General features: G+C 64.8%; 14 protein-coding genes and 1 pseudogene. 3 read left to right on the top strand and 12 right to left on the bottom strand.

The annotated features are described in order from the left end of the window. Position 1 precedes the first annotated feature (1 nt). The 10 genes from VL15_RS27795 to VL15_RS27750 form a co-directional block, all read right to left on the bottom strand. Positions 2-8,398, bottom strand: coding sequence for a filamentous hemagglutinin N-terminal domain-containing protein (locus tag VL15_RS27795; protein WP_230684532.1), 8,397 nt, complete (start codon positions 8,396-8,398; stop codon positions 2-4). Positions 8,399-8,891: 493 nt separating this feature from the next. Continuing rightward, positions 8,892-10,352, bottom strand: a complete 1,461-nt coding sequence (locus VL15_RS27790) for an aspartate/glutamate racemase family protein (protein WP_048249892.1) — start codon at positions 10,350-10,352, stop codon at positions 8,892-8,894. Then, the gene (locus tag VL15_RS27785; RefSeq protein ID WP_048250045.1) at positions 10,349-11,623 is read right to left on the bottom strand and encodes a dicarboxylate/amino acid:cation symporter; all 1,275 of its coding nucleotides are present in this window, start codon (positions 11,621-11,623) and stop codon (positions 10,349-10,351) included. The genes VL15_RS27790 and VL15_RS27785 overlap by 4 nt, the downstream gene beginning before the upstream one ends. A gap of 178 nt (positions 11,624-11,801) precedes the next feature. Further along, entirely contained in the window at positions 11,802-12,716 is a 915-nt protein-coding gene (locus VL15_RS27780) for a LysR substrate-binding domain-containing protein (RefSeq protein WP_048249890.1), read from the bottom strand. Between the two features lie 283 nt (positions 12,717-12,999). Next, positions 13,000-13,851, bottom strand: coding sequence for a 3-hydroxybutyryl-CoA dehydrogenase (locus tag VL15_RS27775; RefSeq protein ID WP_048249889.1), 852 nt, complete (start codon positions 13,849-13,851; stop codon positions 13,000-13,002). A gap of 38 nt (positions 13,852-13,889) precedes the next feature. Further along, entirely contained in the window at positions 13,890-15,083 is a 1,194-nt protein-coding gene (bktB, locus tag VL15_RS27770) for a beta-ketothiolase BktB (RefSeq protein ID WP_048249888.1), read from the bottom strand. 42 nt (positions 15,084-15,125) lie between these two features. Then, positions 15,126-16,754, bottom strand: a complete 1,629-nt coding sequence (locus tag VL15_RS27765; protein ID WP_419188702.1) for an electron transfer flavoprotein-ubiquinone oxidoreductase — start codon at positions 16,752-16,754, stop codon at positions 15,126-15,128. A gap of 81 nt (positions 16,755-16,835) precedes the next feature. Next, the gene (locus VL15_RS27760; RefSeq protein WP_048249885.1) at positions 16,836-18,626 is read right to left on the bottom strand and encodes an acyl-CoA dehydrogenase; all 1,791 of its coding nucleotides are present in this window, start codon (positions 18,624-18,626) and stop codon (positions 16,836-16,838) included. 373 nt (positions 18,627-18,999) lie between these two features. Further along, entirely contained in the window at positions 19,000-20,160 is a 1,161-nt protein-coding gene (locus VL15_RS27755) for an AraC family transcriptional regulator (protein ID WP_048249884.1), read from the bottom strand. Further along, on the bottom strand, positions 20,160-21,794 hold the full coding sequence (locus VL15_RS27750) for an AMP-binding protein (protein ID WP_048249882.1): 1,635 nt from the start codon (positions 21,792-21,794) through the stop codon (positions 20,160-20,162). The genes VL15_RS27755 and VL15_RS27750 overlap by 1 nt, the downstream gene beginning before the upstream one ends. A 199-nt stretch (positions 21,795-21,993) precedes the next feature. Between VL15_RS27750 and VL15_RS27745 the strand changes: the two are divergent. The 3 genes and pseudogenes from VL15_RS27745 to VL15_RS27735 all read left to right on the top strand — a co-directional run. After that, positions 21,994-22,188, top strand: a pseudogene (locus VL15_RS27745) (HAD family hydrolase); the annotation flags it as partial. 329 nt (positions 22,189-22,517) lie between these two features. Then, positions 22,518-22,973 carry a carboxymuconolactone decarboxylase family protein gene (locus VL15_RS27740; RefSeq protein WP_048249879.1) on the top strand — a complete coding sequence of 152 codons (456 nt, stop codon included), beginning with the start codon at positions 22,518-22,520 and terminating at the stop codon, positions 22,971-22,973. Positions 22,974-23,124: 151 nt separating this feature from the next. Next, positions 23,125-24,225, top strand: coding sequence for an AraC family transcriptional regulator (locus VL15_RS27735; RefSeq protein WP_048249877.1), 1,101 nt, complete (start codon positions 23,125-23,127; stop codon positions 24,223-24,225). A 33-nt stretch (positions 24,226-24,258) separates the two neighbouring features. On the opposite strand, the gene VL15_RS27730 is transcribed toward VL15_RS27735, so the two are convergent. Then, positions 24,259-25,752, bottom strand: a complete 1,494-nt coding sequence (locus VL15_RS27730; RefSeq protein ID WP_048249875.1) for a sensor histidine kinase — start codon at positions 25,750-25,752, stop codon at positions 24,259-24,261. After that, positions 25,752-26,471, bottom strand: coding sequence for a response regulator transcription factor (locus VL15_RS27725; protein WP_048249873.1), 720 nt, complete (start codon positions 26,469-26,471; stop codon positions 25,752-25,754). The genes VL15_RS27730 and VL15_RS27725 overlap by 1 nt, the downstream gene beginning before the upstream one ends. Positions 26,472-26,614: the final 143 nt, after the last annotated feature.

Raw genomic sequence — 26,614 nt, 5'->3', positions numbered from 1 at the left:
ATTACCTCGCCGGTGGCATAGAGTTAGGGGGGAGAGGGATGTGAGTATCCCCCTTGGTCGCGTTCGGCGATCCATTGGCCGGATTGATCGGCTGTCCATTCACCACGGACGTCCAATAACCATTCTCTAAGCCGGGCACAGGCGTAGAGCCGGGAGGCATCACTCGAATGTAGGTACTTCCCGCCGCACTGGGATCGGTGCCAGCCGGATAGTAAATGATACTTCCGGGCGTTCGACCGGGACGACTCACCCAATCTGAAGGGATGACTGGCGCTTGGGCAGGATTTGTGAATGGCTGGAGATTTTGAGGTACTTTGGGTCCATTGGATGCTGACAAACCGGTGATCGCCTCTATCGCTCCCGCTGCATCCTGCGGCGTGGCCGCAGACAACACCGCCGCGGTCGCGGGCGAGAATCCCGAACTGATCAACGCCTGCTTTATGTTATTCGCTTCGACCGCCGTCGAGATGTCGTTCCAGTTCGTCGTCGCGATCGACTTGGCAGCCAAGTCCTGATTGCCCAACCCGGTCAGGAACGACACACAATTCGCGCTGCCCTGGCAATACGACTGCGCATCGGACGCACTGATCCCGTAACCGCTCAACGTGTCGTTCTTGACCGTCGCGCAGTCCGTGACATTGCTGCAGTTTTTCGCCTGCTGTTGTTGCTGCTGCGAGATGCTCTGGTAGCTCGCCGTCACCTGATTGATACAGGTCGTATCGCCCGGCGCACAGCTCTTCAGCGACGCGACGAGATTCGCTGTCTGCACATGGTTCAAGTAGTTGTTCAGCGTCTCGTTTTGAGCCGCCGTCATCGCACCCTGCACATTGAATCCGAGCGCCCCGGCAACGCTGCCGCTCACCAGCGTTTCGATCGCCGTCAATGCGGCGGGCGGGATATTGCCATTCGCATCGATGATCGGGTTCAGTCCGGCCGAGATCGCCCCGCCAATCGCACCGCCCCCGCATCCTTGTCCGGTCGCCGCTCCGGCAGCACAACCGAGTGCCGCATGCGCCAACCAATATCCCGGCGTTCCGACTTCAATTGGAGACCCCGGAATACTCGCTGCATTGCCAATCGAGTAAGCCGCTGCAGCCGCGACGTCGGCTACGGCACTGTTACGCAGATTCGTCAGGAAGCTGCCGCCCTGGATCGCCGTCTGCACCCCAGCCTGAATCGTCGCCTCGGCGCCCAGCGCGAGCGCGGTTTGTCCGAGCGAAGTAGCCGTCGACGCGCCAGCCTGCGGAACAATGACGCCGCCCACATTCTTCACGCCCGCGAGCGCGGAGAGGCTGTTGTCGCCGATCGGCGCACCGAGACCCGCCCAGCCCACGCCAGCGTCCGGCGAATAGGTGATGCCGTTCGTCAGACCTGCGGTGATCGCGCCGGTCGCCCCGCCCTCAAGGGCCGCCGTCAAGCTGAACTGGCCCGTACTCGCCTGCGAGATTGCGCTTGCGCTGAAGCCGCCGACACCCGCGGAGATCATCGAACTGCCGACCGTTCCGGCCGCAGCGACACCGCCGGCCGCCATGAACGCGCTTGCCGCACCTGCCGTGATGAACGACGCCACCACGGCGGTCGCCGCCATCCCGATCTGCTCGAACAGGCCGGGACTATCCGCCAGCGACTGGAAGCTCGTGTGTAGATTGTCGCTGACCGTGCTCTGCGTGAAATTCCCGCCGAGCTGGCTCTTCAGCGCCGCGAGTTGATCCGCCGTCGCACTCGCATTGACCTGCCCGTTCGGATCCAGTTTCTGAAGTGCTCCACCCACCTGATCCAGGCGGTCGACGTTCAGGTTGTAGTTGGCGGCCGACATGAAGCCGCCCTGCTGCGTCACCGTTCCGGTCGTCGTCAGCAGACCCATGACGTCCGGCATATACGTATAGATCGTGCCGACGTCGGTGGAACGCTGCTGATTGGTCACCGTCCCGGCGTCGATCGACAACATGCCCGTTGCGGTGATGGTCCCGGTGTTGGTAATCGAACCCTTGTTCGTCGCGACCAGCGACACGTCCTGGCCGGTAATCGTGCCGTCATGCTGGACCACCGCATAGTTCTGCGGCAGATAGATCTGCGGCATCAGTGCGGTCACGGTCGGGCAGCTTGCCACGCCCGTTGCGGTGCAGCCCGGCTCCGGAACGGTCTCCTCGACGTACCAGAGCATCGGTGCATCAAGCGATGCGATCTGTTGCGACGAGAGCGCCGTCCCGAGCGCGATGTTGTTCGCTTTCGCATACGCGATCGCATTGCCGTACAGCACGGACTTTTCCTGATCCGTGACCGACTTTTGATTCTGGTTGTCGTACTTCAACCCGTCGATGAAGCTCGCCGTCCCTGTCTGCGCGAGTGCGGCTTGCTGAAGCAGTTGGTTCTCGCTGAACGGGTCGTAGTAGAACAGCGTCGAGCCCGGCCGCAAATTGGCCGGCAGGTTCGCAATCAGGTCAGACGGGCCAACGCCGCCGATCACTTGCGACGCCGGGTTGTTGATCAGATAGGTTGGGGTCCCGCTCGCAGTGGCGATGGTCTGGACGGTACTGCCCTGCGGCGTAGTTGCCGAGGGCACCGCCGGATTGTGCGGCGTACCGACGGTTTGGGATGTAATCGCCGTGGACGGGCCACTCGATACCGCACCCGCCACGACCGACGACTGAATCAGTGAATTCGCGACCGCGTTTGCGCCATTCTGAGCCGTGCTCGCGCTTGCCGGCACGCCCACCGGACCAAGCGGAATCACTTGCTGCGACGCGGTCGGCTGCGGCGTATAGACGTTCGGCGACGTGAGACCGTTGACGAGCGTCGCCCCGGTCACGGACACCTGCTGCCCCATGACATTGCCGGAATTCTGAACGGCACCACCCGCCGTGACCGTCAACGACGGCGCCTGAATCGTTCCGGGCAGGCTCTTGTACGGCGTCGGCGGCTGGATCCCCGCATTGCTCTGGTATGCGCTGCCGAACAGCGTCGAGCAGGTGCCGGAGTTCCCGCATCCGAAATTGTCCGGCGGCGGGGAACCGCCGACGATGCCGCCCCAGAATCCGTCATGCCAGTATGCGTTCAGCGTCTGATCCTGGTTCGTGACGCTGGATGTAGCCGTAATGCTCGCCTGGTTGCCGGCCGTGATCAGGCTACCCGTGTTGGTGACACTGCCAGTGCTGATCGAAAGATTGCGGTTGGCCGATATCGTTGACGCATCGCCCGACTGCATGTCGACAAAGGCATCGCAATAGTGCTGGAATGCCCCGCTACATCCGTAGCGCGCGGTCGTGCCGTAGTTCTGATACACCTGCTGCGGAGCCGCCAGCGTGTTCGTCAGCGACGCCGTACTCATCGCGATATCGCGGCCGGCCTGAATGTTCCCCGAGGAATTCGTCACGCTTGCACCCTGCGTGAGGGTGGTCTGCGGATTGGTCGGATCCGTGTTGTCGCGACTCGTGCCGGCGCCGCCGATCACGACGTCGCGGCCCGCGAGCAGATTGCCGTAGTTGTTCGAAACTGTCGGCGCGGCAATCGTCAGATCGCGACCAGCAAAGACCGTATTGTTGGTTTGGGTGTAGCTGTAGGCCTGCGTCGAAATCTGATCGCCGAAGATACCGATCGAATCGTTGTTGGGCCCGTAGGAGAACGCGATCGTCGACTGGCTGTGATACGTCAGTTGCATGAACTGCTGGGCATCGCTGAAAGCTTGGCCCGGCCGGTCGTACATGAAGCCCGACGGGAACGCTTGCGTCTCGTAGTGGTAACCGCATTGAGCGTCGGACACACCCGCGGCACAGCCGACCGTCGACGTGATGTTACTGGTGTGATAGCCCTGATTCGTAAACGCGTTCGCATGGATCGTCAGATCCTGGCCGGCGTACAGATTGCCGGCGTTCGTCAGGCTGGCGCCCGTGCCGTTCAGATTCAGGTTATTGCCGGCGACAATCTGGCCCGCGTCCTGACTCGTATAGGACGTAATCGTCGACGTCTGCAACGCCGGCGCGCTGACCTGACCAGGCGTGATATTCGCTGTCGTGGTGAACTGCGCGCTCGGCAGCACGACCAGATTGCCCGCCGTATATGCGGCCTTCAGCTGCGTGAGGAATGCCGTATAGGACGCCGCGTCGATGCTGTCGGTGATCGTCGTCACCTTCGCGTCACCGCCGTTGTCGAGTGCTGCAACGTTCAGCGTTGCATCGTGGCCGGCGGAGATCGTGCTGCCGTGGTTATTAAGCGTCCCCGTGGTGATCGAAAGATCCTGCCCGGCGGCAATCACGCCGGCCGCGCCGCTCGCCTGCGTCGTAGTTGTCGTACGCGTGACGGTCGGCAATGCGACACCATATAACGTGCCGCCGCTGATGTCCGGCGCGCTCATCGACGTCGCGCTTGCCGGCTGAAGGTCGCCGACGCGCGCGGTGATCGTCGCCGAGTCGGTCGAAACCAAACCGCTGACGATGTTCTCGTACGTCGTGCTGAGCGTTTCGGTGCCCATCGGCGACGCGAGCAGTTCACGGCCCAAGCCCGCCGTGTTGATATCGGTCGTGGTCGTCGTGGTGCTGGTCGAGTTGCCACCCGCGCGGCTGTTGTTGACGTTGGCCGCGTTGATGGTCACGTTGTTCTGCGCGGAGATCGTTCCGCCGACATTCACGAGATCGCCGGACAGTGACGCATTCAGATTTCGACCGGCTTTGGTCAACGCACCCGTGTTGTCGTAGCTGGCACCCGACAAGTTGACGTCACGCACGGCACTAACCGTTCCCGCGTTCGTCACGACACCGGCAAGGTTCACGTCCTGGTTCGCCGTGATCGTGCCGCCGGACTGGTTGACGACCGTACCCGACAAATTCACGTTGTTGCCAGACGAGATCGTCCCGCTGTTGGTCAACGTACCGTTCGTCGACAGCGTAATGTCGCCGGCCTTACTGATCGTGCCGGTGTTCGTCAAGCCTTGCGAGGTATTCAGCGCGACGCTGTTGCCCGGCATCGCCCACGTACCCGAATTGTTGATCTGCTGTGCGTTGATCGTCAGCGCATTGCCGAGATTGATCGTCCCGGCGGACGCGGCAGACGGGTCGTACGCCTGATTGGGCAGGTTCAGCGTCAGGTCGTGCTGGGCGAGAATTTGACCTGATGTATTGTCATAGGTCCCATTGCCACCGTTCACCGTGACGGTCACGTCGCCGGTCGGAGCGGTCTTGTTGTTGACGTCGCCTGCGAAAATCAGCCCGTTGCGGTTACTCAACGCGGTCGTCGTCAGATTGAGCGCGTTCGTCGCGAGCAACGATCCGGAATTCGTCGTCGTGCCCGACACGGTCAGGCCGGTGGTAGCGCCGTAGATCGAACCGCTGTTCGTCAGGTTCGCCGCATTCACGTTGCTCGTGCCGAGCGACGACAACGTACCGCTGTTGCTGACGTTGGAGCCCGAGACGGCCAGGTTACCGCCCGAGAGCTGCGTCCCGACGTTCGTGACCGTCCCGCCGGCCAGCGTGGCGCCACCCTTGAACGCGGCCGTGCCGCCCGTCGTGACACTCTGCGTGCCGGTGATCGTTGTCGTGCCGCCGACAACGGCGTTTGCCGTGGTGACCTGCGCGCCAGAAAGCGACGCATTACCGCCGACCGACAGCGCCGGCGCGTTCGCGTCGAACGGTGCGTTGAGCTGCCCGGAGGACGTATCGAGGTTGTTGCCCGCGTTCGCCGTCAGATTGCCGCCGACCGCGACACCTTGCGTCGCGATGTTCGTCGCGGTAAGCGAGGCGTCTTTCGACACTGTGGTCTGACCGTTCAGCGCCATGCTTTGGCCTGCGCTCAACGTCGCGTTGCCGCCCGTCGATACCGGTCCCCCCGCGGTCAAACTGCCGCCTTTTGCGGTCACGGCAAGGTCGCCGAGGCTCTTGACGCTTCCTTGTGCGCTTACATCGGTGCCAGCCGTTATCGTGCTCGTGCCACCTGAGAGTGCATTGCCAGTCAACGTCGCGCTACCGCTCGTCGCCGTCAGCGTGCTGTTGCCCACGGCCGTGGCCCCACCAACGGCGAGGTTCTGCCCAGCCGTTGCGATCAGGTTGTTGCCGGCCTGGATTGCACCGGACACGGCGATGTTATTGCCGGCGTTGAGCGTCGTGTCGTTCGCGACGTTCAACGCGCCCGAACCGGTGATGTCGCGTCCGGCCGTAACGTTCGCGTTGCCCGCGTTGTCGACTTCGACGCCGCCGTTCAGATTCACATCGCGCGTCGCCGCGATCGTCGCGGTTTGCCCGCTGTGAAGCGTCCCGGCAACCGTTGCATCCTGACCGGCGTTGATGCTGATCGTGCCGGGGCTCGAGACCGCACCGGCCACCGCGACGTTGCCTGCCGTCGAACCGATTCGTGCGTTGCCGCCGCTGTAGACCGTGCCGCCCAGGTTGACACCCTGCTGGGCCGTTGCGTTCAACGTCCCGAGCGAAACCACGTCACCGGTTGTCGTCAGCGAGCCACTGTTGGCCGCCAGTGTCATGTTGCCGATCGACGCGGCGGTTCCCTTCACGCTGGTGTTGCCACCCGACGTCACGCTCAGGGTGCCGCCGCTGGTGATGTTCCCACCGACGGTCGTGTCCTGCCCCGCCTGAATCGTCACCGTGCCGGGCGCGGACACGGTGCCGCCGAAACTTGCGTTCGTGCCAGCCGTCGCGCTGACCGTACTGCCACTCTGCACGGCGCCGTCCAGGGCAATGGCCTGTCCGGCATTCAGACTCACCGGTCCTTGGGAGGACGTAACGTTTCCTTGACCGCTAATCGAGCCGGCTTGCGCAGTGACCGACACCGGTCCTTGCGCCTGCACCGTACCGCCGATCGTCGCGTTCTGGCCGGCCGTCACCAACAGCGCGCCATTCGATTGCGCATTGCCGTTCACGGTTGCCGAGCCCGTTTGCGCCACGATCGTCGTATCACCAACACCCGATACCTGGCCATTGACGGTCGCGTTGCGCGCGCCCGTCAATGCAACCGTGCTGCCGCCCTGCACCGCGCCGTTTACGGTCAGATCCCGTCCTGCCTTGGCCGACACCGTGCCGGGTGCACTCAGCCCGCCCACTATCAGATCGCCGTTCGTGGTCTGCAGCGCAATATCGTGCGCCGTCAGCGCACCAATCGTCATCGACTGTCCGGCCGTCAGATTGGCTGCGCCGTTTGCGGCAACAGACGCGGCGTTCAGATTGCCGCCCGCGGTCATCGAAACATTCTGCCCGGCCGACACCGAGCCCGGCGCGCTGATATCGCCGTTCGCGTTCACCGTGTAGTTCTGGTTCGCGAGCCCCGTCCCATTGATCGTCGTGTTGCCCGCGCTCGTCAGTGCGACGTTCTGATTGGCAAACGTTTGACCGACCGACACGTCGCCGTTCGCATTGACGACGACATTGCCCGCCGTTGCCGACAACGGGCCTTGCGTGTTTACGCCCATCCCGGCTGCGGTCGACACGATATAGACAGTACCGCTCGTCACCGAGCCGTACTGATTGGCGTCCACGGCGATCGCCTTGCCGATCGCGGCAGCGGTGTTCGTCGCACCATTCGCCGACGTGCCGTACGTGATGCCGCTCGCGTTGCTGGCGGTCGGCGTGACAGTCTGGTTGCCTGTCACCACGTTCACGCGCTGATCGGCGCGCAGCGGCGCATTAATACTGACGCTCTGACCGATCAGGTCGATATTGCCGACCGTCCCTTCGATGCCGGCGCCCGGGCCGTTCGTGCCCGCGGGTCCGTCGATCGTGATGGCACCCGAGCGGACGTCGTAAGCCACCGCGCCCGCATGCGCAAAATCGGTCGCCGTGCCGCCGACGCCGGACAGAAACTGCGGCGTGCCGGTCGTCAACGTCAATCCGGGAACGTTCGTCAGCGCCATCCCGTTCACGGCAATGCCGCCCGGCGCCGCCACGATGACGGCTGCCGGCGAACCGAACACCTCGAGCGGCCCGTTCAACGTCGCGATGTTGTTGGACGTGACCTGGTTGATGATGGTGGTTGCCGGCCGGCCGTTCAGGTTCGGGTTGGCGCCAAGCGTACCGCCGAGCAGCGGCGTGCCTGCCACCGTGCTGTTATTGAGCACCAGCCCGCGGGAATCGATGTCGAAAGACTGGTATTGCCCGACGCTGATGCCGTTGCCATTGGCGCCGGGAATATTGATCGCGGGCACGCCCGTGCTGGTTTGCGTGACGGACGGCTGGAACGGAATCGGCGCACGCGGATCGACGATCGGCGCCGCGTGCGCGGTTTGATCGGCGAGCAAGACAGCCGGACCGAAATACATCACGACCGTCATCAACCATGCGGTCGCCTTGACCCAAAGCGCCGGCGCTTCGCTTTTCAGCGAAGCATGGTTGAAGATAATCGCCTGCCTGGCCGCTCCCCGTTGAACGTGTCGTTTTTCGATATCGCGCATGACGCGGCGCATGGTTGGTCTCGCTTGGTATTTTCTGCAGATGGTTGCACAGACAAATACGCAAGACAGTCAACAATTGTCATTCCTTAAAATGACCACACATGCGAACATTACGGACTTCTTTCAAATATATTATTTTGATTCTTATATTTAGTACCGCGTTCGCCTCATGGCCTGCTTTCAAAAGACAGGCCATCTCGAGTCGAGTCTTGCAAAGCGATTCGACACCGCAGCAGACCGTATGCGCGTTATCCGGCAAGGCTTCCACGCTCTCACGACCAAGAACGGCAATCCGATCACCCAAGCCTTGGATTGGCGGGAATCTTTAAATACGATTGTCAACCTGCGGATTCGCACTTGCCTGATATCTCACCATCAAGAACCAATCCCGACGTTCCTCATCCGTTAAAATCGGAACGCGAACTTATAAGTCGACGCGAGAGTCCAGCGCCATATGCGACTGCATGCGCGCCGGATGTCCGAATGGTTGGGGGGCGTCTACGGTTCAATCGCCGGCGTTGGTCGCATAGGCTATGCATCTGCACGCCAGTACTTCCGTCGGATCGACCAGTGTGACCCGTGCGCCGTTTCGTGCGACGTACTCCCCGCTCGGCAGCAGAATCGGAAGCTCGGTACATCCGAGGACAATCACTTCGACACCGTCGGCCATCAATCCGTCGACAGCGGCGTTGATGTCTTCTTCGCATCGCCCCGTCGAGAAACCTGCCTTGACGCCGTTCTCGCCGTAGATCGCTTCCATCACGCGCGCCTGCAGCGCTGGCTCCGGCGCTACCTGTGTGAGTCCGTGCGCCTCAAGCGCCTTCTTATAGACGCCGCTTTCGATCGTGCCGGACGTTGCCAGCACACCGACCTGTCGTAGCGCAGGGAAGGTCTCGCGCAGGTAAGCGACGGTGACCGTCAGCATGTTGACGATCGGGATGCCGAGATAAGGTTGAATCCGCTCGACAAACGCATGGGCGGTGTTGCATGGAATCGCAATGATGTCCGCGTCTCCGTCCTCGAGCTTCCTGCATGTCGCATACAACGAAATCGTCGGATCCGTACCGGTGCCGACGAGGTTTTCCGTCCGGTCCGGAATTTGCGGATTCTGTTCGACAAGCAGCTTGATGTGGTCCTGATCGCGCGACGCCGGTGTGTTTCGAACGACCTTGTTCAAAAAGTCGACTGTCGCCGCCGGCCCAACACCACCGACGACACCGACCTTGAACGTCGGCGCGCGCGAACCGCCTGGCGCCGAGACGGCGTACTGCGCATAGGCCAGATTGGAATCGATCAGCGGCACCCGCTGCGGGCCGAGCGCGTCGGCTACAAGTGCGATTTCCGTCAGGGCCGGGACAATAACCTGCGCGCCCTGATCCGCCAGATCCTCACTCGCAGCACGCAGTAGTTCGACCGGCCGCCCGCGGAGGTTGCCGCGCTTGATCCCGAGTGGCCCATAAATCGCGTCGGTCACGAGATCGTTATCGCCATGCGCCCGCGGATAGATGATTTCGAACTGCGGTGAAGGGAAGTACGTCTCGAACAGTTTCTTGCCGCGCACATAGTCCGACACCATCACGCCAATGCGGGTAGCGCCTGGGAACTTTCGCTGCACGTAACAGCGAAGCGCCTCGACGATATTGACGATCGGCAACCGCGTGTTCGCCTTCAATTCATCGATAAACGTGTGGCTGAGAAAACATGGGAGCACGACGGTCGTCACACCGCGTTTCTCGAATTCACGGATCATGTCGAAAACGTAAAGCTTGCGCTCCGTTGTCGCCGCGCTGCTTGATCCCGAGCCGCTGAATGGCCGTTGCTCGAAGATCAGATCGACATGCTCGTCGTCGGACGACGCAGGGGTCGCCTTCACCATCTTGAAGAAGACGTCAGCGCTTCCAAGCGGCCCAAGACCACCGACGACGCCGAATTTCCGTCGAGCGCTCATGGATTCGGGACGTTTCATGCGTTCAGCTCCGGTTGGTCGAATGCGGCGTTACTCGACTTTGCCGACCGCTTGCCTTCCCACTTCGCAATCACTGCCGTCGCGACGCTGTTGCCGATGACGTTTGTCATCGTGCGTCCCATATCGAGAATCTGATCGATCGCGAGGACCATTGCGACGCCCGCAACCGGCAGGTGAAACATCGGGGCCACGGCAGCGACGACGACGACGGATCCGCGCGGCACGCTTGCCATGCCCTTGCTGCTCAACATGAGAATCAACAACATGAAGATCTGTTGCGATAACGGCATGTGCACGCCGAAGGCTTGTGCAATGAAGATCGCCGCGAACGCCTGATACATCATCGAACCATCGAGGTTGAACGCGTAACCCAACGGAAGCGTAAACCCGACCACCTTCTTGTCGACGCCGAACTTCTCCAGTTGTTCGGTCAGGCGTGGATAGGCGGCCTCGCTGCTCGCGGTGGAGAAGGCGATCAATGCGGGTTCACGCACCGCTTTCAGCAGACTGCCGACACGTCGCCCAAGAAACGCATAACCGATACCCACCAGGATCACCCAAAGGATGAGCAACCCGAGATAGAACGAGCCGATCAGCTTGCCATAGGTATAAATCACATCCAGGCCGCGAAGCGTGACTGCGGCAGCAATTGCGCCGAACACGCCGAGCGGCGCCGCACGCATCACGTAGTTCGTCAGACGCAACATCACCGGCACCAGACCGTCGATTGCCTGGATAACGATGCCGACCCGTGGATCTTTCTTCAGCGCACTCAGCGCGATGCCCAGGAACACCGAAAATACGAGAATCTGCAGAATGTCGTTGCGTGCCATCGCATCGAGCAGGCTGGTCGGGAATGCGTGCGTGATCACGTCCCGCGCGTTTAACGCAGCCGTATTCAGCCCCGTGCTTACCTCACCGGCGGTGTCCGTGAGATGAAGACCAACTCCCGGTTCCAGCGCGTTGGCCATGATGAGCCCGAGGCCCAACGAAATCAGCGATGCGCAGATGAACCAGCCGACCGAGCGAAGACCGATACGGCCGACGTCTTCACCGCTGTCCATCCCGGCCAGGCCGGAGACGAGTGTGGCGAAGACCAGCGGCGCAATGATCATCTTGATCAGCCGCAGAAAGATGTCCGTCACGATCGAGAAATAGCCGGCGACCGTTTTGAGCGTGCCCGGGTCGGCGATGCTCTGGTGACACGCGTAGCCAGCAATGACACCGAGGATCATGCCGACAGCGATGCTGAGAGTGAGGCGATTTTTCATGTCCATTCGTCCTTGGGTGGCGCCGGGCTGCCGAAGGCTGCCGAACGCTGGGAATGGGCCCAAATGACGCTGACCGGGCGTCACATTTGCCGTTGGAACGAATGGTAGGGAGCGTCAATAAAACCGCGATGCTAGTGCATCATGATGGTATGCGAGATCCGCATAACAGGGGAAAACCCTAGGCGAGTCGGGGCGATGCGGCACGGAGGTGTTGCCAAAGCGTATCCAGAAATTCGCTGCGGTTGGAGGCGTCGCGATAGACACGCAGCTCGACTTCGAGATACCACGCTGCCGGGCCGGCAGGCACGAGGTCGCCGGTCTCCAGCTCGGCGGCGATCGAGCTCTTGGGCAACCACGCTACGCCCTCGCCCTCCAGCACGAGCTTCTTCAACACTTCGGCCATATCGGATTCGTAGTGCAGCTGCAACGCTGGCGTATCGGGTGCCCGAGCGAGCAGCAGCGCAAGACAACGTCCGAAGTAGCTGGTTTCCGTATACGAAATAAGCGGCAGCGGATTCTGCTTCGTCCCCGGCAGGCGAAAAGCGGGTGCCGACCGCCGGTTGGGCTTGCATGCCGGCATCAGCGTGTCGATACCGACGGTCACGTGCTCGTATCTGCCCGGGTCGAGATGCAACGGCAGCTCGGGATGATGATAGGCAAACATAAGCTCGCAGTTTCCGTTGACGAGCATCAGGATCGAGTCGTGGACGTTCGTTGGAATAACGCGCGCCCGCACCTCGCCGAAATGGGGCGCCAGCGCTTTGAGCCAGCCCGGCAGGAAACTGAGCGCGATCGTGTGGCCGGCGGCAATCTGCAGGCTCTTGCCGGCGATTCGTTGCTCGGTGCGGATGATTGCACGTGTGTCGAACAGTCGGCTGAGCACGTCTTCAGCCGTCTCGCGAAATAGTTGTCCGGCCGGTGTCAGCACAGGCGGGAAGCTGCTGCGATCGATCAGTTCGGCGCCGATCCACTGCTCGAGCGACTGGATTCGGCGACTAAAACCCGACTGCGTTACGTTACGAAACTCCGCTGCTCGGGAAAAGCTTTGGTATTGGGCGAGCGCGATGAAATCCTCGATCCACTTGATTTCCATATTTGCCTTGGACATCCGGGTGTGGGCTGAATCGAAGACACATTAGCAAAGGGGCGGACAAATCGGTAGAGGCGCAGCGGGCACCACATCGAGCGCAATGTGTCATGGTGTTGCCCGGCTTGAAGGCCCCTTGACGGCAACGCGAGCTTCGACCCGATGCCCCGCGCACAGCGATCGCCCGCGCAACGGACGATACGGTCGGAAAAATGCAAACGCGAGTCGGGCCGGATGCACCATGCCATCCGGCCCGACTCGCCATCCGATTCGACGACCTCGCTACGCGTCAAGCGTAGTCATACACCCCACGCCCCGTCTTCCGCCCCAACCGCCCTGCCGACACCATCTCGCGCAGCAGCGGGCACGCACGATACTTCGGATCGCCGAAGTCCTTCACGAACACGTCCATCACCGCGAGGCACACGTCGAGGCCGACGAGGTCGGCCAGCGCGAGCGGCCCGATCGGGTGGTTCGCGCCGAGCTTCATCCCCGCGTCGATCTCCTCGGCCGACGCGATGCCCTCGGCCAGCACGAAGAACGCCTCGTTGATCATCGGCACGAGGATCCGGTTCACGACGAAACCCGGCGAATTGCGCACGCCGATCGGCGACTTGTCGAAACGCTCGGTGAGCGCACGCACGGCCGACGCGGCCGCGTCGCTCGTCTGCAGCCCGCGGATGATCTCGACGAGCGGCATCAGCGGCACCGGGTTGAAGAAGTGCATGCCGACGAAGCGCGACGGATCGGCGAGCGGCGCCGCAAGCGCGGTGATCGAGATCGACGACGTGTTGGTCGCGATGATCGCGTCCGGCCGCGCGACGGCCTCGATCTGCTTCAGGATGCGGCCCTTCAGATCGACGTTCTCGGTCGCGGCTTCGATCACGATGTCGGCCGACGCAAGCTTCGCGTAGTCGGTCGACGTCGTGATGCGCGCCAGCGCCGCGTCACGTGTGGCCGCATCGAGCTTGTCCTTCGACACGAGCCGCTCGAGGCTGCCCTTCAGCGTCGCGATGCCCTTGTCGAGCGCGGCATCGCTGACGTCGATCATCACGACGTTGAGTCCCGCAACGGCGGCGGTCTGTGCGATGCCGTTGCCCATGGTTCCGGCGCCCACGACGCCGACGATTTCGATGGCCATGAAAGTTCCTGTGTGTTCGGGTGCTGAGCGTTCGATTATCAGATGTTCTCGAAGATCGCCGCAATCCCCTGGCCGCCACCGATACACATCGTCACGAGCGCGTAACGCCCGCCGATGCGCTTCAGCTCGTACAGCGCCTTGACCGTGATCAACGCACCGGTCGCGCCGATCGGGTGGCCGAGCGAGATGCCCGACCCGTTCGGGTTGACCTTCGCGGGATCGAGGCCGAGTTCCTGCGTGACCGCGCAGGCCTGCGCGGCGAACGCCTCGTTCGCCTCGATCACGTCGAGATCGGAAATCTTCAGGCCCGCGCGTTCGAGCGCCTTCTGCGTGGCCGGCACCGGGCCGATACCCATGTAGGCCGGATCGACGCCCGCGTGCGCATAGGCAACGAGACGCGCGAGCGGCTTGACGCCCTGCGCGCGCGCGGCGTCCGCGCTCATCATCAGCACGGCCGCGGCCGCATCGTTGATGCCCGACGCGTTGCCGGCCGTCACGGACCCGTTCTCCTTCGCGAACACCGGGCGCAGCTTCGTGAAATCGTCCGCGCTCGCGTCGTGACGCACGTGCTCGTCGGTATCGAACGCCACTTCGCCCTTCTTCGAGCGGATCGCGATCGGCAGGATCTGATCCTTGAAGCGCCCTTCCGCGATCGCGCGCGCCGCGCGACGATGCGATTCGAGCGCAAGCGCATCCTGCGCGTCGCGCGAGATGTCGTACTTGCGTGCGACGTTCTCGGCCGTCACGCCCATGTGGATCGACTGGAACGGGTCATGCAGCGCGCCGAGCATCATGTCGACGAGCTTGCCGTCGCCCATGCGCTGGCCGAAGCGCGCGGCCGGCACGGTGTACGGCGCGCGGCTCATGCTCTCCGCCCCGCCGCCGATCGCGACGTCGGCATCGCCGAGCATGATCGTCTGCGCGGCCGACACGATCGCCTGCAGGCCCGAGCCGCACAGGCGGTTCACGGTCAGCGCCGGCGCGTGCTGCGCGACGCCGCCGTCGATCGCCGCGACGCGTGCGAGATACATGTCCTTCGGTTCGGTGTTCACGACGTGGCCGAACACGACATGCCCGACCGCGTCGCCCGGCACGTTCGCGCGCGACAGCACTTCGCGCACGACCTTCGCGCCGAGGTCGGTCGGCGAGAAATCCTTCAGGCTGCCGCCGAAATCACCGATCGCGGTACGGACACCGCTCACCACCACGACTTCTTTCGCTGCATTGCTCATCGTCTGCTCCGGTTCGTTCGCGCACGCAGGCGCGTTGATACGTTACATGTTCGGGTAATTCGGCCCGCCGCCGCCTTCCGGCGTGACCCACACGATGTTCTGCGTCGGGTCCTTGATGTCGCAGGTCTTGCAGTGCACGCAGTTCTGCGCGTTGATCACCAGCCGATCGCTGCCGTCGTCGTTCTTCATGAACTCGTACACCGCCGCCGGGCAGAACCGCGCCTCCGGCCCCGCGTACGTGCGCAGGTTCACGTTCACCGGCACGCTCGCATCCTTCAGCGTCAGGTGCGCCGGCTGGTTCTCCTCGTGGTTCGTGTTCGAGATGAACACCGACGACAGCCGGTCGAACGTCAGCTTGCCGTCCGGCTTCGGATACTCGATCGGCTCGCACTGCGACGCCGGCTTCAGCATCTCGTGGTCCGCATGCTGGTGATGCAGCGTCCACGGCACGTTGCCGCCCATCACCTTCTGCTCGATCCCCACCATCAGCGTGCCCAGGTACAGCCCCTTCGCCATCCACTGCTTGAAGTTGCGCGCGCGGTACAGCTCCGTGTACAGCCACGACTGCTTGAAGGCGTCCGGGTATGCGTTCAGTTCGTCCGACTGACGGCCGGCCTGCAGCGCGTCGAACGCGGCGTCCGCCGCCAGCATGCCGGTCTTGATCGCCGCGTGGCTGCCCTTGATCCGCGATGCGTTCAGGAAACCCGCGTCGTCGCCGATCAGCGCGCCGCCCGGGAATACCGTCTTCGGCAGCGACAGCAGGCCGCCCGCCGTGATCGCACGCGCACCGTACGACACGCGCTTGCCGCCTTCCAGGAACGCGCGGATCGACGGGTGCGTCTTGTAGCGCTGGAATTCCTCGAACGGCGACAGGTACGGGTTCGTGTAGCCGAGGCCCACCACGAAGCCGACCACGACCTGGTTGTTGTCCATGTGATACAGGAACGAGCCGCCGTAGGTATCGGACTTCAGCGGCCAGCCGGCCGTGTGGATCACGAGGCCCGGCTTGTGCTTCGCGGGATCGATTTCCCACAGTTCCTTGATGCCGATCCCGTACGCCTGCGGCTCGGCGTTCGCGTCGAGCTTGAACGTCGAGATCAGCTGGCGGCCGAGGTGGCCGCGGCAGCCTTCGGCGAACAGCGTGTACTTCGCGTGCAGCTCCATGCCGAGCTGGAAGTTCTCGGTCGGCTCGCCGTCCTTGCCCACGCCCATGTTGCCGGTCGCGACGCCCTTCACGGAGCTGTCGTCGTTATAGAGAATCTCGGCGGCCGGGAAGCCGGGGAAGATCTCGACGCCCAAGGCTTCCGCCTGCTGGCCGAGCCAGCGCGTGACGTTGCCCAGCGAGATCACGTAGTTGCCGTGGTTCTGGAAGTTGGCGGGCAGTGCCCAGTTCGGCGTCGTGACCGCGCTTTTCTCGGACAGGAACAGGAAGCGGTCTTCGGTCACCTCGACGTCCAAAGGCGCGCCCCGTTCCTTCCAGTCGGGGAACAGCTCGTTGATCGCGCGCGGATCCATCACCGCGCCCGACAGGATGTGCGCGCCGATCTCGGAACCCTTCTCGAGCACGCACACGCCGATCTCGGTGCCTTTCTCGGCGGCCAGCTGCTTGAGCCGGATCGCCGCCGACAGCCCGGCGGGGCCGCCGCCGACGATCACGACGTCGTATTCCATCGATTCGCGCGGGCCGTATTGCGCGAGCAAGTCCTGTGTGGTCAAAATCCTGTCTCCTCCAGCGTCCCGACCGTCAACCGGTCAGAACTGGTCTTCCGTCAACGCGAGCACGCTCTCGTTGCCCTTCGCGCCGACGATCGACGCCTCGAGCCCGCCTGCCTGCACCAGAACGTGTTCCGCGTAGCATTGCGCGATCGCGATCTTCGCATCGAAGAACGCCGGGTCGCTCGCGCGGTTCGCCTGCGCCGCCACCAGCGCGCGTGCCATCTGCCACCCGCACAGCACCACGCCCGCCAGCTTCAGGTACGGCACGCTGCCCGCGAACACCGCGTTCGGATCCTGCTTCACGTTCGCCACCACGTAATCCACCACCGACGACAGCGCTCGCGCACCCTTCTCCAGCTGCGCCTTCATCGAGGCCGCCGCCGCGCCGTCCAGCTTGCCCAGCGCCGCCACCGTCGCGTCGATCTCCGCGATCAGCGCCTTCGCCACCGCGCCGCCGTCGCGCATCGTCTTGCGGCCGACCAGGTCGTTCGCCTGGATCGCCGTCGTCCCTTCGTAGATCGCCAGGATCCGCGCATCGCGGTAGTACTGCGCCGCGCCCGTCTCCTCGATGAAGCCCATCCCGCCATGCACCTGCACGCCCAGGCTCGCCACATCGTTCACCATCTCCGTGCTCCAGCCCTTCACGACCGGCACCAGATACTCGTAGATTGCCTGATGACGGCCACGCGTCGCCTCGTCCGAATGGCGGTGGGCAACGTCGCTGTGCGCGGCGGCCACGTACGCCAGCGCCCGAGCACCTTCGGTCAGCGCGCGCATCGTGCCGAGCATGCGGCGCACGTCCGGGTGATGGATGATCGTCACCGACTGCTTGGCCGACCCGTCCACCGGGCGGCTCTGCACGCGTTCCTTCGCGAATTCCGCCGCCTTCTGGTACGCCCGGTCGGCCACGCCGATCCCCTGCATCCCGACGCCGAAGCGCGCCGCGTTCATCATGATGAACATGTATTCGAGGCCGCGGTTCTCCTCGCCGATCAGGTAGCCGATCGCGCCGCCGTGGTCGCCGTATTGCAGCACCGCCGTCGGGCTCGCCTTGATTCCGAGCTTGTGCTCGATCGACACGCAGTGCACGTCGTTGCGCGCACCCAGCGAGCCGTCCTCGTTGACCATGAACTTCGGCACGATGAACAGCGAGATGCCCTTCACGCCTTCCGGCGCGTTCGGCGTGCGGGCCAGCACCAGGTGGACGATGTTGTCCGCCATGTCGTGCTCGCCCCACGTGATGAAGATCTTCGTGCCGAATACCTTGTACGTGCCGTCGCCCTGCGGCTCGGCGCGCGAGCGCACCAGCGCCAGGTCGGAGCCCGCCTGCGGCTCGGTCAGGTTCATCGTGCCGGTCCATTCGCCCGAGATCAGCTTCGGCACGTAGCGCTGCTTCTGCTCGTCGGTGCCGGCCGTCAGCAGCGCTTCGATCGCGCCGTCGGTCAGCAGCGGACACAGCGCGAACGACAGGTTCGACGCGTTCAGCATCTCGATGCACGGCGTCGCGATCAGCTTCGGCAGCCCCTGGCCGTCGTATTCGGCCGGGTGCTGCAGCCCCTGCCAGCCGCCTTCGACGAACTGGCGGAACGCTTCCGCGAAACCCGGCGTTGCGGTCACGACACCGTCCTTCCAGCTGCTCGGGTTGCGGTCGCCTTCGACGTTCAGCGGCGCCAGCACCTCGCCGCAGAACTTCGCGGACTCGTCGAGCACGGCCTGCGCCGTGTCGTAACCCGCATCCTCGAAGCCCGGTAACTGCGCAACGGCGTCGATGCCCGCGAGTTCCTTCAGCACGAACAGCATGTCCTTGACGGGGGCGTTATAGCTCATGGTCGATGTTCCAAATCAGGCGGTGAATGGGGCGCGCTGCTGGATCGATGCGGCAAAACCGGTCCGACCCAGGCGACGACGTGGCCCATCGTAATGCCGGGACGGTCGATTCCCGTTGTCATATCCGGCCCACATAGTGACAAAATCGGCCACGCGATGAGCGAGTGTTGCCGGAAACGGCCGGCCGGATAAGGGTTTGGCCGGAGCCGGTTTCGACGAAAACAGCGAGCGATCGGTGTGCCGGCCGGTGGGGCCGAAACGGCGCGGCATGCCGGCGGCGGCTACGGGAGCCGGTTATGGGAATCGCCTATGGGAGCCGGCCATGGGAGCGAACGAAAGGAGCCGGTTATGGGAGCGGTTTGAAAAAAACGCGCTACGCCCGCCGCCGATACGTCCCCGGCGTACTCCCCGTCCAGTGCCGGAACGCACGATGAAACGCGCTCGGGTCGTCGAAGCCGATGTCGGCGCCGATCGCCGCGATCGTATCGGGCGTATCGGTCAGCCGCTGGATCGCGATGTCGCGCCGCAGTTCGTCCTTGAGCACCTGGAACGTCGTCCCTTCAGCGGCCAGGTGGCGGCTCAGCGTGCGCACCGAGCAGTGCAGGTGTTCGGCCGCCTGGTCGATCGCGGGCAGGTCGGGCAGCGCCGCCGACAGGTACTGCCGCACGCGGTGGCACACGAGCTGTTCGCTGAACGATTCGAAAATCCAGTCGCCGGGCGCGCGCGCCAGAAACTTGCGCAGGTTGCGCTTGCTCTGCCGGATCGGCGCGTCGAGGTAGTCGGCGCTGAAGCGCATCAGCGTGCGCTCGCAGTCGAACTGCACGGAGCCGGTGAAGAAATACAGATGGTCGACCGCATGGCGCGGCCGCGGGCACGCGAACTCGATCTGCAGCAGCGGGATTTTCTGCCCGATCAGCCAGGAACACACGCCGTGCACGAGCTTGAGCATCAGTTCCTGGCCGAGCGCGCCGATCGGGCCGATGGCATCGTTCGGACGCAGCAGCACCTGCGCGACGAGGCCGTCGCGCTTCGATTCGACGAAGAAATCGTCGAGCAGGATATGGAAGAATTGCCCGAAACGATGCAGCGTCGTTTCGAGGTTGCGCGCATCGAGCAGGCTCAGGCACAGGTACTTCAGCGTGCCGCCGCGCAGCGGGCGCGAGAAGATGCCGGGCATCTCGTCGTCGAGGTCGATTGCGAGCGTGCGGTACAGCGTCGAGAACTGCTCCTCCGTCACGCGCGCATGCGGCTCGCCGAGCAGCTCGAGCGGGATGCCGGCCCCGCGCAGGTAACGCTCGACCACGTCGCGCTGCGCGCCCGCGCTCGCGAGGAAACCGTTGACGAGCGAGATCGGCACCGTCGCGCTCGGCGACGGCAGCGCACGCCCGGGCTGGGCGGAAAGTGAATCTGAGCCGGTCATCGCGTCCCCGTCGATCGAACCGCTCGCATTGTACTTGAGCGGCCCTCGCGGAACCTTCGGGGCCTTCGGCGCGCCGGGCCGCGCAGCCGCGGCCGCGCGGCGCGTCGGCGCCATCAGTCGGTGCGGCTGAGTTCCCGGCGCAGGATCTTGCCGACCGTCGACTTCGGCAGCCGGTCCACGAAACGAACGATCTTCGGCACCTTGTACGCCGCGAGGCTCGCGCGGCAATGCGAGACGAGCTGTTCCTCCGTCACGTCGGCATCCTGCGCCAGCACCACGAACAGCTTGACGGCCTCGCCCGTGCGCGCGTCCGGCACGCCGATGCACGCGCATTCGGCCACGCCCGGCAGCGCAGTCGCGACGGCTTCCACCTCGTTCGGGTACACGTTGAAGCCCGACACGATGATCATGTCCTTCTTGCGGTCGACGATCCGCAGGAAGCCGGCTGCATCGAACACGCCGACGTCACCGGTGCGGAAATAACCGTCCGCCGTGAACGCGGCCGCGTTCGCGTCCGGCTTCTGCCAGTAGCCGGTCATCACTTGCGGCCCCTTCACGCAGATCTCGCCCGCCTCGCCAATTGCCGCCTCGCGATCCTGGTCGTCGAGCAGCTTCACGTCGGTCGACGGCAGCGGCAGACCCGTGGTGCCCGTGAAGGCATCGATCGACTGCGGGTTGAACGACACGACCGGCGACGTTTCCGACAGCCCGTAACCCTCGCGGATGAAATTGCCCGTCACCGCCTTCCAGCGCGACGAGATCACGTCGATCACCGCCGCGCCGCCGCCGGCCGACAGCTTCAGCCGCGACCAGTCGACTTCCTTCAGGCGCGGATGCCCCGCGAGCCCCGCGTACAGCGTGTTCACGCCGACAAATACCGTCGGCCGCGCGGCCTTCAGCACGTCGATGAACCCGTCCATGTCGCGCGGGTTCGCGACGAGCCAGTTCTGCGCGCCGATCGCGAAGTAGGACAGGAAGTTCACCGTCAGCGCGAAGATGTGATACAGCGGGATCGCCGTGACGACGACTTCTTCGCCCGGCTCCCGTGCAGCCGGCACGATCGCCGCGAACTGTTCGATGTTCGCGACGAGGTTGCGGTGCGACAGCGCCGCGCCCTTCGACAAGCCGGTCGTGCCGCCCGTGTATTGCAACAGCAGCAGGTCCGCGCCGCCCAGCGCGACCGGCTCGCACGCGAGCGATTCGCCTGCTGCAATGGCGTCCGCGAGGGCGATCGAACCGGGCGGCAGCGCGTCGCATGTGCCGGCCGGTGCATCGACGACGCCGAGATCGCCGCGCCCCACGCTCAGCACGGTACGCACGCCGGTGCCGCCGACTACATCGGCGAACGTGCCCATCGACCCGCCGCACACGACGGCGACCTCGACGCCCGCGTCGTTGAGCTGATGCTCGAGCTCGCGCGCGGTGTAGTGCGGGTTCACGTTGACCTGGATCGCACCGATCTTCGCGACGGCGACGAACACGACCGGAAACGCGAGCACGTTGGGCAGCATCACGGCCACGCGATCGCCCTTGCGGACGCCGACGACCTGCTGCAGATACGCGGCCAGCGCGGTCGACAGGCGGTCGACGTCGGCATAGCTGAGCGTGCGGCCGAATGCATGGAACGCCGGACGATCGGCGAAGCGGCGCATCGCGTCGTCCAGCAGCGCGCTGATGGAAGGATAGAGATCGGCGTCGATCTCGGCGGGGATCGATCCATACGACCCGGTCCAGTGTCTCTTCGTCATGTCTCACTCCTCGGGGGACGGCGCGCGCGCAGCGCGCCGTTCGCACGGCGGCCTGCACGCCGAAGGGCGCGGGCCGTCGCCTGACTGGCGACTATCGCCCGCGCGACGCACTTTGAAAATGATCCGGGCGGCCGAAAAGATGATCGAAACGGACACGCGCGCATGCGCTTGTCTAGGCAACTTCGTGCGGCGCGGCACCGCCTGTTCCGGCGATTCGACGAACGACGCGCCGATGTTCAGCTACTTCACGCACACGGCCGGCGTGAGCACCGTGGTCGAGTATCTGCCGCAACTGCCTGCTCTGCCGCGATGGATCACGCAGGGCCCGGGCGGCAGTGGATTCGTCGAGTTCGCCGACGCGATCCTGCGCACCGATCCGGACAATCGCGGCTGAACGCCCCGGCGTATCGACTATCGGCCCATCAACATGAACAACATACGGATTCCGGCGATTCCTGCCGACGGTCGCGCCTGATACGATCGCTTCGCTTCCGGTTCGCCGCGGCCGAACCTGCCGCGCACCACCGCGATGAAGCCGACGCACACGCATCCGCACAACGGATCATGTGTGCAACGTTGTCTGGACACACCGGTTGATCCCGCTACCCATTAATCAGGATTACTGCCTATATGCCGCCGATCGCGGCAGCACGCCGAACCGGAACAAACAGCGCCACACATCCACCCAACGATCCTATCCCGCTCTCACAAAGGTCAGTCGCCATGCCAGAACGCATCTCGTTTGGACAACTTCCCGCCCGGCTGCTCGACGTCGTGCTCAATGTCGAGGAATACGCGAACAACACCGGCCACGATTTCACGCTCGTCGAGCTGGTACGCGCACGCGTCTCGCAGCTGAACGGCTGCGCGTACTGTCTCGACCGTCATATCAAGGAAGGCATCCACGCGGGCGAGGATCCGCTGCGCTACCACTTGCTGCCCGTGTGGCACGAAACGCCCGATCTCTACAGCCCGAAGGAACAGGCCGCGCTGCGCTGGGCCGAAGCGCTGACGCTGATCAGCGAAAACGCGATCGGCGACGAACTCGTCGACGCGACGCGTGCGCATTTCGATCGCGACGAACTCGCGACGCTCACGTTGATCGTCGCGCAGATCAACACGTGGAACCGGCTCGCGAAACCGTTCGCGTGGCAGGCCGGCGTATTCCAGGCCGGTTGAAACCGGTCGAAGCCGGTTGAGACAGGCCGTCGGGCCGGCCGCGCCGGGCGGCGCCGGCGCGCGTATCAGGGTGAACCCTGTGGCGCATGGGACCGATCCCGATCAGAATTGCGTGCCGTAAACGATATCGATTCGGACGCAGGATCCAGCCATGCCGCGCAGTGCGCTCTTGAACCCGACGGCCGCCCGCGCAGCCCGCCTGCCGGACGCCACGCCCATCCACACGTTGCGCGAGCAGCGTTTCTCGCCGGCCAAGCTGGCCGTGCTGGTCGACGTGGCGGCGCAAGCCGGCCTCGACCCGGCCGCGGTACTCGACGGCACCGGCCTCACGCCGGCCGCCGTCGCGGACCCGTTTACGCTCACGTCGCCGCTGCAGTTCCTGACGGCCGCGCGCAATGCGATCGGCCGGTACGACGGTTCCGATCTCGGCGTGCGCGTCGGCCGCCTGCTGCACGCGTCGAGCTACGGGATGTACGGTTACGCGATGCTGTGCTCGGCATCGCTCGCGCACGCGTTCGATTCGGCCGTCAAATATCACCGGCTCGCGAACGGCATGCTCCCGATCCGCTGGGTCGTACAGGGCGATACCGCGTCATGGCTGTTTCCGGACCGGCACGAAGTCGCACTGCCCGATCTCGACGTGCCGCTGTACCGTTTCCTGATCGACATGCAGTTCGCGCTGCACGTGACGATCATCAAGGACGTGATGGGTGCGTGGTGCGTGCCGGCGCGCGCGCAGTTCGCGCAGCCGCAGCCGGCACACGCGGGATCGCTGGCCGACGCGCTCGAATGCCCGATCGCGTTCGACCAGCCGCACCATGTGCTCAGCTACCCGGCCGCGTGGCTCACGCGCGCGCCGCAGCTCGCGAATCCGATCACCGCCGCGCAGGTGTCGTCGCACTGCGCGCAATTGCTCGACGAACTGCGCAGCCAGCCGGGCATCACGCGACGCGTCTACCAGGAGCTCACGCGCACGCCGGGACACTTCCCGGACATCGACGCGATCGCGGACATCCTTTGCATCACGTCGCGCACGCTGCGCCGCAAGCTCGAAGCAGAAGGCACGTCGTACAGCGAACTGCTGACGAGCGTGCGCAAGGCGCTCGCGATCGATTACCTCAGCACGACCACGCTCAGCACCGAGGACATCGCGCTGACGCTCGGCTTCAGCGATGCGGTCGGATTCCGTCACGCGTTCAAACGCTGGACCGGCACGACGCCGAGCGACGTGCGGCGCAAGCGCGGCGGGTAAACGCAGGGCGGCGAGTGGCCAACCCGATCGGCTTCAGCGCGCGTCGCCGGCCGCCGGCGCCGCGACCGCCAGCGCAAACTCGAATACCGCGCCGCGCCCGGCCCGGTCGACGAGCCGGATGCCGCTGCCGTTGAGCGCCAGCATCCGGTGCACGATCAGCAGGCCGAGCCCGCCGCTCGTCGCCGCGCCGCCGCTCATCGGCCGCTGCGGCCGCTGGAACAGCCCTTCGCGGCGCGCCGCCGGGATCCCTTCCCCGGTATCCGACACGGTCACGAGCACGCAGTCGCCCTGCGGCTCCAGCGCGACCTCGACCTCGCCGTGCGAAGGCGTGTGCCGCAGCGCATTGTCGAGCAGGTTGGTCAGCACGCGCTCGATCATCCCGAGATCGGCCCACACGACCGGCACGCGCGGCGGGATCCGCGCATGCAGCGCGACGCCGCGCGCCTGCGCGGTCAGCTCGAATTTCTGGAACACGTCCTGCACGAGATCGACGAGCGAGAATGGCTCGCGCTCGGCCTGCACGCCGCCCGATTCGAGCCGCGCGAGCTCGAACAGCGCCTGCGCGAGCCGGCCGACCTTCGCGCTCTGCGCGAGCGCGATCGACAGGTAGCGCCGGCGTTCGGGCTCGGCGAGCGAGTCGGACTTCAGCGACAGCGTCTCCAGATAGCCGTGCAGCGACGTGAGCGGCGTACGCAAGTCGTGCGAGATGTTCGTGATCAGTTCGCGCCGCTGCTGGTCCTGGCGCGTCAGCGCGCGCCACTGGTCGCCGATCCGGTCGGCCATCTGCGCGAACGCGGATTCGAGCACCGCGATGTCGTCGCCGCGCTGGCCCGGCAGCGAGCGCGGCATCGGCGGCTGCGTGTCGGGCGCGCCGTTCGCGTCGAAGCGGCGCAGCGCGTCCGTCAGCCGACGCAGCGGGCGCGTAATGAAGCTGAACGCGGTGAGACCCGCGAGCAGGCCGAGCAGCGCGACGACCGCCATCGACCACAGCGTCGTGCGCAGCACGTTGCCGGCGTCGACGCGCGCGGCCAGCCGGTCATGCGCCTCGCCGAGCAGCACCACGTAGATATAGCCCGACGGCGACTGCCCCGCGCGCTGCAGCGGCGCGGCGCTGAACACCTTGCGCGCGTCGGGGCTGCGCGGATCGTCGCCGAGGATCGGCAGCGCCTGGCCCGCGATGAAGCGCTGCACCGGCGCGAGATCGACGCGGTCGCGCTTCACGTGGCCGGGCGGCGCATCGTCGCCCTTGATCCGCCCCGCGTTGTCGAGCAGGTACACCTCGACGCTCGGGTTCACGCCCATCAGCTGGCTGAACAGCGTGCGCACGGCGTCGGGGCGCAGTCCGTTCGCGTCCATCAGCGGCGCGCTGTTGGCGATGTTGGCGGCCAGGTCGCGCGACAGCCCCTGCACGACTTCCTTCTCGCGCATGTCGTTCGCGCGGATCTGCAGCCACGCGGACGCGCCGGAGCACGCGAGCAGCAGGATCGAGAACACAAGCGACAGCCGCTGGGTGAGCGTGAGTTTCATCATCCGTCCCGCTGGCCCGGTGCGGCGAGCTTGTAGCCGCGTCCCCACACGGTGAGGATCCGCACGGGTTCGGCCGGATCGGCCTCGATCTTCGCGCGCAGCCGGTTGATGTGGGTGTTGACCGTGTGTTCGTAGCCTTCGTGCTGATAGCCCCACACGGCATTGAGCAGGTCCATCCGCGAGAACACCTTGCCCGGGTGCCGCGCGAAGAAATACAGCAGGTCGAACTCGCGCGGCGTGAGGTCGATGCGCGCGCCGTCGACGCTCGCCTCGCGCGCGATCGGGTCGATCGACAGCCCGGCGAGGTCGAGCGTGCCCGCGTCGATCCGCGAATCGCGCGCGAGCGCGTCGACGCGCCGCAGCAGCGCCTTCACGCGCGCCACGAGCTCGAGCACCGAGAACGGCTTCGCCAGATAGTCGTCGGCGCCGAGCTCGAGGCCGAGGATCCGGTGTACCTCGCTCGATCGCGCGCTCGTGATGATGATCGGCGTGTAGCGCGTCATCGCGCGCGCGCGCCGGCAGATTTCCAGGCCGTCGACGCCCGGCAGCATCAGGTCGAGAATCAGCGCGTCCCAGCCGCCCTGCTCGAGCAGGCGCAGCCCTTCCGTGCCGTCCGCGCTGTGCACGACCTCGTAGCGCTCGTCGCGCAGGTGCAGGCTCAGCACGTCGGCGATGTCGGCGTCGTCCTCGACGATCAGGATGCGTTTGGGGTGGTCCATGGTGGTGGGTGGCGGCAGATTGGGCTTGGTAATGATGGTCGGTGGTCGGTGATCGGTTCGGGCCACCCCCGGTCCGGACGGCCGGTGGCCGGGGTCAAATCGCGGCGAAAGGCCGCGCTGCCGCCATTGTGCAAAATTTTGCG

The organism is Burkholderia cepacia (assembly GCF_001039005.1).
GTDB classification, from domain to species: domain Bacteria; phylum Pseudomonadota; class Gammaproteobacteria; order Burkholderiales; family Burkholderiaceae; genus Burkholderia; species Burkholderia theae.
Note: the sequence above shows the minus strand (reverse complement) of the source record. Positions and strands in the feature narration are given on the sequence as shown.